Raw genomic sequence first — 8,369 nt, forward strand, 5'->3', positions numbered from 1 at the left:
TCGTTCCAACGTTTACGTGCGGCTTCGTCCGCTCAAATTTACCTTTTGCCATTTCTCTATTTCCTTAAATGATCTATTCGCTTAAATATCAAGCAATTACTTCTTGTTAATAATGGCTTCTGCCACGTTTCTCGGAGCTTCAGAGTAGTGCTTGAACTCCATGCTGTAGGTCGCACGCCCTTGCGTCAAGGAACGCACAGATGTGGCATAACCAAACATTTCAGACAGGGGAACCTCAGCGCGAATCGCCTTACCACCGCCGACCAGGTCATCCATACCCTGAATCACGCCGCGACGGGAGGACAAGTCACCCATCACATCACCCATGTAATCTTCAGGTGTTTCCACCTCAACCGCCATGATAGGCTCCAGCAGGATAGGATCCGCCTTGCGCATACCATCCTTGAACGCCATGGAAGCCGCCATCTTAAAGGCGTTTTCGTTGGAGTCAACATCATGGTAGGAACCATCAAACAAGGTTACCTTCACATCGACGACAGGGAAGCCAGCCAACACGCCACTAGGAATGGTTTCACGCAATCCCTTATCCACCGCAGGAATAAATTCGCGTGGCACGGTACCACCCTTGATCTGGTCAACGAATTCATACCCCTTGCCAGCTTCGTTAGGCTCCATCTTGATCCATACGTGACCGTATTGACCCTTACCACCGGACTGCTTGACGAACTTGCCTTCAACCTCAACAGACTTCTTGATCGCTTCGCGATATGCAACCTGAGGCGCGCCAACATTAGCTTCCACGTTGAATTCACGCTTCATGCGATCGACAATGATTTCCAGGTGCAACTCACCCATACCGGAGATAATCGTCTGGTTGGTTTCTTCATCAGTACGTACCCGGAAAGAAGGATCTTCCTGCGCCAGACGGCCCAGCGCCAGGCCCATTTTTTCCTGATCACTCTTGGTCTTTGGCTCAACAGCCACGTGAATCACCGGCTCAGGGAATACCATGCGCTCCAGAATAATAGGATGATCCAGCGAACATAATGTCTCACCAGTCGTCACATCCTTCAGACCGATACAGGCAGCAATATCGCCAGCACGAATCTCTTCGATTTCGTTACGTTCGTTCGCACTCATCTGCACGATACGACCGATACGTTCCTTACGACCACTGCTGGAGTTGTAAACCGTCTCACCCTTGGTCAACACTCCGGAATACACACGCACAAATGTCAGCTGACCAACGAACGGATCACTCATCAACTTGAACGCCAACGCAGAGAAATACTCTTTGTCATCAGCCTTACGGGTTAATGGCTCACCAGTTTCACTTTCACCAGCCACATCAGGAATATCCACTGGCGACGGCAGAAAATCCAGAACCGCATCCAGCATACGTTGCACGCCCTTATTCTTGAACGCAGAGCCGCACAGCATAGGTTGAATTTCGGTAGCAATAGTACGCTGACGCAAACCGGCAATGATTTCCGCTTCGGACAGATCACCATTTTCCAGATACTTATTCATCAACTCTTCGGAAGCTTCGGCAGCAGACTCCACCATCTTCTCGCGCCACTCATTGGCAGTATCCACGAGATCAGCAGGGATATCCTGGTATTCAAACTTCATACCCTGGGAAGCTTCATCCCAGATAACCGCTTTCATCTTAATGAGGTCAACCACGCCAGCGAAAGTATCTTCAGCACCAATAGGAATTACCACAGGTACGGGATTGGCCTTGAGGCGCAACTTCATCTGCTCAACAACCTTGAAGAAGTTGGCGCCAGTACGGTCCATCTTGTTCACGAAAGCCAGACGAGGCACCTTATGTTTATTGGCTTGACGCCAAACAGTCTCAGACTGAGGCTGCACACCACCCACCGCGCAGTACACCATGCAAGCACCATCCAGCACACGCATGGAACGCTCGACTTCAATCGTAAAGTCTACGTGTCCAGGAGTATCAATAATGTTGATGCGATATTCAGGGCGGGATAAATCCATACCCTTCCAGAAACAGGTGACAGCAGAGGAAGTGATCGTGATACCACGCTCTTGCTCTTGCTCCATCCAGTCAGTCGTCGCAGCGCCATCATGCACTTCACCCAACTTGTGAGTCACGCCGGTATAAAACAGAATACGCTCAGATGTCGTCGTTTTACCAGCATCGATATGCGCACTGATACCGATATTGCGATAGCGTTCAATAGGGGTTTTGCGAGCCACAGTAATTACCTAACTTTTTGTCTGAGTTTTAGAAACGGAAATGCGAGAATGCCTTATTGGCTTCTGCCATACGATGAACTTCTTCACGCTTCTTCATAGCAGCGCCACGACCTTCGGAGGCTTCCACCAACTCAGCCGCAAGACGCAGACCCATGGACTTCTCACCACGCTTGCGCGCTGCATCACGCAGCCAGCGCATCGCCAACGCGTTACGGCGTGCAGGACGCACCTCAACAGGCACCTGGTAGTTTGCACCACCCACACGGCGACTCTTCACCTCCACCACAGGACGCAAGTTACCAATGGCCAGAGTAAATACTTCCAGCGCATCCTTGCCGCTCTTTTGGGTGATTTGATCAAACGCGCCGTACAGAATACGCTCTGCAACCGACTTCTTACCACCGGTCATCAGCACATTAACGAACTTTGAAACTTCCTGACTGCCGAATTTTGGATCAGGCAGGATGTTACGCTTGGGAACTTCTCTACGTCTTGGCATGGCTTTCTCGATTCCTTAACTTTTAGGCGCTTATTATTAAGCAGCCTTAGGGCGCTTAGCACCGTACTTGGAGCGGGCCTGCTTACGGTCCTTGACACCAGCAGTATCCAGGCTACCGCGTACCATGTGGTAACGCACACCTGGCAAGTCCTTCACACGACCACCGCGCAACAGTACAACAGAGTGCTCTTGCAGGTTGTGGCCTTCACCGCCGATATAGCTGATGACTTCATAGCCATTGGTCAGGCGCACCTTGGCAACCTTACGCAAAGCGGAGTTCGGTTTCTTTGGGGTTGTGGTGTAAACACGAGTACATACACCACGTTTTTGTGGACAGCTCTCCAGAGCTGGCACTTTGCTCTTCGCAACTACTTTTTGGCGCGGCTTGCGCACTAATTGATTGATGGTTGGCATAACCTTTAGCCTTTATATTTTAACCGCTAAAAATTACGGGATGGCGAAACGCCATCCCGGAAAACTTAGCATTTTATTTAGCGTTCAATGTGTTGTCAAGCAACCTCAGGATTTCCAGAGGTTTCTTCCACTTGTACATTGTCAGCTTCTTCAATGATTGCCGGAGCAGAATCTACGCCAGCAACGTTACGCTTACGTGTCTCATGGTAAGCCAGACCCGTACCTGCCGGGATCAAGCGACCCACGATGACGTTCTCCTTCAGGCCGCGCAGTTCGTCGCGTTTGCCCAGAATTGCAGCTTCCGTCAACACGCGAGTTGTTTCCTGGAAGGAGGCGGCAGAGATAAAGGAGTCGGTCGACAAGGATGCCTTGGTAATACCCAGCAGCACATATTCAAAGCTGGCTGGACGTCCATCTTCCGCCAAGACACGCTCATTCTCCGCCAATACATCCGCACGCTCGACCTGCTCACCCATGATGAAGTTGGTGTCACCCGCATCTGTGATGCGCACGCGGCGCAGCATCTGGCGCACAATCACTTCAATATGCTTGTCGTTGATCTTCACACCTTGCAGACGGTATACGTCCTGTACTTCATCAATGATGTAACGCGCTAATGCCTCACGGCCTTGCAGTCGCAAAATATCCTGCGGATCTGCCGGACCATCGACAATGCTTTCGCCCTTGGTCACCACTTGACCATCGTGTGCGGTGACGTGCTTGTCCTTGGGGATCAGGAATTCATTGGAAACACCGTCCAGGTCGGTAATGACCAGACGCTGCTTGCCCTTGGTATCCTTACCGAAGGAAATCGTACCAGTGATTTCAGCCAATAGACCTGCATCCTTGGGAGAGCGCGCTTCAAACAGTTCAGCCACACGCGGCAGACCACCGGTAATGTCACGGGTCTTGGAAGATTCCTGCGGGATACGTGCAAGCACTTCACCCACGCCCACTTCCTGACCGTCCTTCACCGTGATGATGCAACCAAGCTGGAAAGTCACACTGACCGGAGTTTCACCGCCAGCCACCTTGACTTCAACGCCATTGGCGTCCAATAGCTTCACCTGCGGGCGCAAGCCCTTGGATTGGCCAGCACGCTGCTTGGGGTCGATCACCACCAAAGAGGACAAACCAGTGACTTCGTCCACCTGCTTGGCTACAGTCACACCCTCTTCGACGTTCTCGAACTTCACGCGACCAGCGTACTCGGTAATAATCGGACGTGTGTGCGGATCCCAGGTTGCCAGTGCCTGGCCAGCCTTGATCTGCTTACCGTCGGTAATCTGTAGTGTCGCGCCATAAGGCACCTTATGGCGCTCACGCTCACGACCACTTTCATCCTGAATAATCGCTTCACCATTCCGTGAAATTACCACTTGCTCGTTACGCGCATTAGTAACATAGCGCATGGTAGACGTGAAACTCACGATACCATTGGACTTGCTTTCCGCCTGGCTAACGGAGGCTGCACGCGATACCGCACCACCAATGTGGAAAGTACGCATGGTCAGCTGCGTGCCCGGTTCGCCGATGGACTGCGCAGCAATCACGCCAACAGCCTCACCCATGTTGATGAGCTTGCCGCGACCCAGGTCACGACCATAGCACTTGGCGCAGATGCCGTAACGTGTATCGCAGGTCAGCGCAGTACGCACCTTGACTTCGTCGATACCCAGCGCGTCGATATGCTCGACTTCGTCTTCAGTCAGCAATGTGCCTGCAGGATAAACCACTTCCTGGGTTTCAGGATTGAGGATATCCAGCGCAGCCACACGGCCAAGAATACGATCGTGCAACGGCTCGACCACTTCACCGCCCTTGACCAAGGCCTTAGTGTACAAACCTTCTGTCGTGCCGCAATCATGCTCGGTCACCACTAAGTCCTGAGTCACGTCCACCAAGCGGCGAGTCAGGTAACCGGAGTTCGCAGTCTTCAATGCAGTATCAGCCAGACCCTTACGCGCGCCGTGTGTTGAAATAAAGTATTGCAACACGTTCAGACCATCACGGAAATTCGCGGTAATCGGCGTTTCAATAATCGAACCGTCCGGCTTCGCCATCAGTCCGCGCATACCTGCGAGCTGACGTACCTGCGCCGCAGAACCACGGGCTCCGGAGTCGGCCATCATGTAAATCGCATTGAAAGATTCCTGCTTGACTTCCTTGCCCTCAGCATCTTTGGCAATTTCACCATCCACATTGCGCACGACTTCTTCACGCAACTGCTTCATCATCGCATCGGCCACCTTATCGCCGGCACGCCCCCAGATATCCACTACCTTGTTGTAGCGTTCGCCTTGCGTCACTAGACCGGAAACATACTGATCCTCGATTTCTTTGACTTCGGCTTCGGCGGAAGCAATCAGTTGCTCCTTCTCTGGCGGCACCAACATATCGTTGATGCTGATCGAAATACCGGCCTTGGTGGCATAGGTATAACCGGTGTACATCAGCTTGTCGGCAAAAATCACGGTCTCGCGGATACCCACGCGACGGAAACTGGCATTAATCAGGCGAGAGATTTCTTTCTTTTTCAGTGCTTTGTCGATCACACTGAATGGCAGTCCTGCTGGCAGAATTTCAGACAGCAAGGCACGGCCAACGGTAGTTTCGTAACGAGTAATCTTTTCGCGCTTGCTGCCATCGAGGTCTACATCGTATTCCTTGAGGCGCACGGTAATGCGCGCATGCAAATCCACCAATCCACTGTCATACGCACGCTGTACTTCAGCCACGTTGGCGAAACGTATACCTTCGCCACGCGCAGCCTTCTTCTCGCGCGTCATATAGTACAGGCCCAATACGATGTCCTGTGATGGAACAATAATAGGCTCGCCGTTGGCTGGAGACAGCACGTTATTGGAGGCCAGCATCAGGGTACGGGCTTCCATTTGCGCTTCCAGGCTCAGTGGCACGTGAACCGCCATCTGGTCACCGTCGAAGTCGGCGTTAAACGCGGCACACACCAATGGATGCAACTGGATCGCCTTGCCTTCGATCAGGGTCGGCTCAAAGGCCTGGATACCCAGACGGTGCAATGTAGGTGCACGATTCAGCAATACCGGATGCTCGCGAATCACATCTTCGAGGATATCCCAGACTTCTGGTCCTTCCTCTTCCACCTTTTTCTTGGCAGCCTTGATAGTGGTAGCCAAGCCCAGCACTTCCAGCTTGTGGAAAATGAATGGCTTGAACAACTCCAACGCCATCTTTTTCGGCAGACCGCACTGATGCAGTTTGAGTTGAGGTCCAACCACAATCACGGAACGGCCGGAGTAGTCGACGCGCTTACCCAACAGGTTCTGACGGAAACGGCCGCCCTTACCCTTGATCATGTCAGCCAATGACTTCAACGGACGCTTGTTGGCGCCGGTCATGACCTTGCCACGGCGACCGTTGTCGAGCAGCGAATCAACAGCTTCCTGCAGCATGCGCTTTTCGTTACGCACGATGATTTCAGGCGCCTTCAGTTCCAGCAGGCGCTTCAAGCGATTGTTTCGGTTGATGACACGACGATAGAGATCGTTCAGGTCGGAAGTGGCGAAACGACCACCGTCCAACGGAACCAATGGGCGCAGTTCCGGAGGCAACACGGGCAGCACTTCCAGGATCATCCATTCCGGCTTGATGCCAGACTTCTGGAATGCCTCCAGCACCTTCAAGCGCTTGGCGATCTTCTTGATCTTGGCTTCAGAACCGGTTTCACCGAGTTCACGGCGCAACTTCTCGATTTCGGTATGGATATCCATGGTACGCAACAGTTCGCGCACGGCTTCGGCACCCATGACGGCATTGAATTCGTCACCGTATTCTTCCACCTTGGCCAGGTAATCGTCCTCGGTCAGCAATTGGCCACGGGTGAGCGGCGTCATGCCTGGATCAATGACGATGTATGCCTCGAAGTAGAGTACGCGTTCGATATCGCGCAAGGCGATGTCCAGCACCATGCCCAGACGGCTGGGCAAAGACTTCAGGAACCAGATATGGGCGACCGGACTAGCCAGTTCGATGTGCGCCATGCGTTCGCGGCGCACCTTGGACAAGGTGACTTCCACGCCGCACTTTTCGCAGATCACGCCACGATGTTTGAGGCGCTTGTACTTGCCACACAAGCACTCGTAGTCCTTGATTGGGCCGAAGATCTTGGCGCAGAACAGGCCATCCCGCTCTGGCTTGAAAGTACGGTAGTTGATGGTCTCGGGCTTCTTGACCTCGCCGTAGGACCAGGAGCGAATCTTTTCAGGAGAGGCCAACGCGATCTTGATCGCGTCAAACTCTTCTTCCTGAGTGACCTGCTTGAATAAATCTAATAGAGCTTTCACGCGCTTTTCTCCTTAGTTGCGGTCAAGATCAATATCAATGGCGAGCGAACGGATTTCCTTCACCAACACGTTGAAGGACTCTGGCATGCCAGCGTCGATCTTGTGCTCACCCTTGACGATGTTTTCGTATACCTTGGTACGGCCAGTGACGTCATCTGACTTCACGGTCAACATTTCCTGCAAGGTATAGGAAGCACCATAGGCTTCCAGCGCCCACACTTCCATTTCACCGAAGCGCTGGCCACCGAACTGGGCTTTACCGCCCAATGGCTGCTGGGTAACCAGCGAGTAAGGACCGGTAGAACGAGCGTGCATCTTGTCATCGACCAAGTGGTGCAGCTTGAGCACGTGCATGTAGCCCACGGTGACCGGACGCTCGAAAGCATCGCCAGTACGGCCGTCGAACAAGGTCACCTGGGTCTTGCCGGAAGCGAACTGCAATTGCTGCGTACGCGGATCTTCATCGGGGAACGCCAGATCCAGCATAGCCTTGATATCAGCCTCGGTCGCGCCATCGAACACAGGGGTTGCAAACGGCACACCGTTCTTGAGGTTTCTTGCCAGATCGATGATTTCGTCATCGCTCAGGGCAGCGATATCCTCAGGCTTACCGTTGCTCTTGTTGTATATCTGCTCGAAGAAGCTGCGTAGCTCGGCAGCCTTGGCTTGCGCCTGTAGCATATTGCCGATACGGATACCAAGCCCCTTGGCGGCCCAGCCCAAATGCACTTCGAGAATCTGGCCGATGTTCATCCGCGATGGAACGCCCAACGGATTCAGCACGATGTCCATCGGCGTACCGTCGGCCATGTGCGGCATATCCTCGATCGGCACGATCTTGGAAACCACACCCTTGTTACCGTGGCGGCCCGCCATCTTGTCGCCGGGCTGGATACGGCGCTTGACGGCCAGGTAGACCTTGACCATCTTCTGCACGCCTG

Annotated in this window: 5 protein-coding genes; all 5 read right to left on the reverse strand. The window is 53.1% G+C overall.

Translation table 11 applies throughout. The features are described from left to right. Window positions 1-96: 96 nt before the first annotated feature. Entirely contained in the window at window positions 97-2,190 is a 2,094-nt protein-coding gene (gene fusA / locus V7Z75_RS13775; protein ID WP_334109226.1) for an elongation factor G, read from the reverse strand. 28 nt (window positions 2,191-2,218) lie between these two features. Next, on the reverse strand, window positions 2,219-2,689 hold the full coding sequence (rpsG, locus tag V7Z75_RS13780; protein WP_334109227.1) for a 30S ribosomal protein S7: 471 nt from the start codon (window positions 2,687-2,689) through the stop codon (window positions 2,219-2,221). A gap of 36 nt (window positions 2,690-2,725) precedes the next feature. After that, window positions 2,726-3,103, reverse strand: a complete 378-nt coding sequence (gene rpsL / locus V7Z75_RS13785) for a 30S ribosomal protein S12 (protein WP_011478642.1) — start codon at window positions 3,101-3,103, stop codon at window positions 2,726-2,728. A 95-nt stretch (window positions 3,104-3,198) separates the two neighbouring features. Then, a complete protein-coding gene (gene rpoC / locus V7Z75_RS13790; RefSeq protein WP_334109228.1) occupies window positions 3,199-7,428 on the reverse strand; it encodes a DNA-directed RNA polymerase subunit beta' in 4,230 nt (1,409 codons plus the stop codon). Between the two features lie 12 nt (window positions 7,429-7,440). After that, a partial coding sequence (locus V7Z75_RS13795) for a DNA-directed RNA polymerase subunit beta (RefSeq protein ID WP_442919922.1) occupies window positions 7,441-8,369 on the reverse strand: 929 nt, incomplete at its 5' end.

The sequence above is a fragment of the Methylobacillus sp. genome (genome assembly GCF_036844465.1).
Lineage (GTDB): Bacteria > Pseudomonadota > Gammaproteobacteria > Burkholderiales > Methylophilaceae > Methylobacillus.

Excerpts from the sequence above, each read along its gene's own strand:
- rpsG (WP_334109227.1), bottom strand. The coding sequence starts at position 2,689 with ATGCCAAGACGTAGAGAAGTTCCCAAGCGTAACATCCTGCCTGATCCA.
- rpsL (WP_011478642.1), bottom strand. The coding sequence starts at position 3,103 with ATGCCAACCATCAATCAATTAGTGCGCAAGCCGCGCCAAAAAGTAGTT.